At 50.1% G+C, this 906-nt stretch carries 1 pseudogene; it reads right to left on the bottom strand.

The features are described from left to right. Nucleotides 1-906, bottom strand: a pseudogene (locus K6Y21_RS21085) (DDE-type integrase/transposase/recombinase); the annotation flags it as partial.

The raw sequence follows: 906 nt of genomic DNA, 5'->3' as shown, positions 1-906 counted from the left end.
TAAAGCCTGCTGACGGCCAATCAGGCCGATATTTACACGTACGGAACAAGGACTCAGCGAACGGATTATCGTTGCTTACCCTTGGCCTGTTATACGACGTCGTCACGCCAAGCTCATAGGCTTTTACACGCATGGTTTGTGACTTCATGGGAGCTCCGTTATCTGAGTGCAGTACTACGCCACTGTGTAAACATTTTTCCCGTAACAGTGTTTGTTCTAACAGCTGCGCCGCATGCTCACCAGACTCCTGTTCATGCACTTCGTCACCGACTATTTTCCGACTAAACAGGTCTTCAAGCATGTACAGGTAGTAAAATTGTCCGCGTACTGTGCTGGGTAAATAGGTGATGTCCCAGCAAAACACCTGACCCGGCCCTGTTGCTGTATAAGTCGTGGGTTGTGCTGACACCTTTCGCGTCATACTTCGTCCGCGGTGATGTAGCTGTCCATTGGCCTTTAATACCCGATAAAACGTTGACTCGGAGCCATAATACTCGCCGTCATCAAGCAGGCTTGGTACGATTTGCGATGGCGGTAAACTGGCGAATTTGTCCAAGTTACACACCTCGATAATTTTGGCCTGCTCTGCCTCCGTGAGTTTGTTCGCTGGCGTTGGACGAACCGCATCCGGCCGCTTATCAGTGGTTATCGCGCCATTGCGATACCAGCGCCGATAGGTGCGTAAAGTGATCCCCACTTCACGGCAGGCAACATTAAGCCGAGCACCAGAGCGATTCGCCTCTTGTATCCACGACACAAATTTTGTGCGCTGTGGGAGTGACGTTAACCGTCCTCGCTGTCGTTCTCCCAAAGCGCATTTAACTTTTTTCGCAGCACTAAGATCGCCGCGGTTTCAGCTAATGCTTTTTCTTTTTCCCGCAGCTCACGTTTTAACTGTTTTATTTC

The organism is Motilimonas eburnea (assembly GCF_021295345.1).
Classification (GTDB): Bacteria; Pseudomonadota; Gammaproteobacteria; order Enterobacterales; family CBDFNC01; genus Motilimonas; species Motilimonas eburnea.
This window is presented reverse-complemented; position numbering and strand designations above follow the sequence as displayed.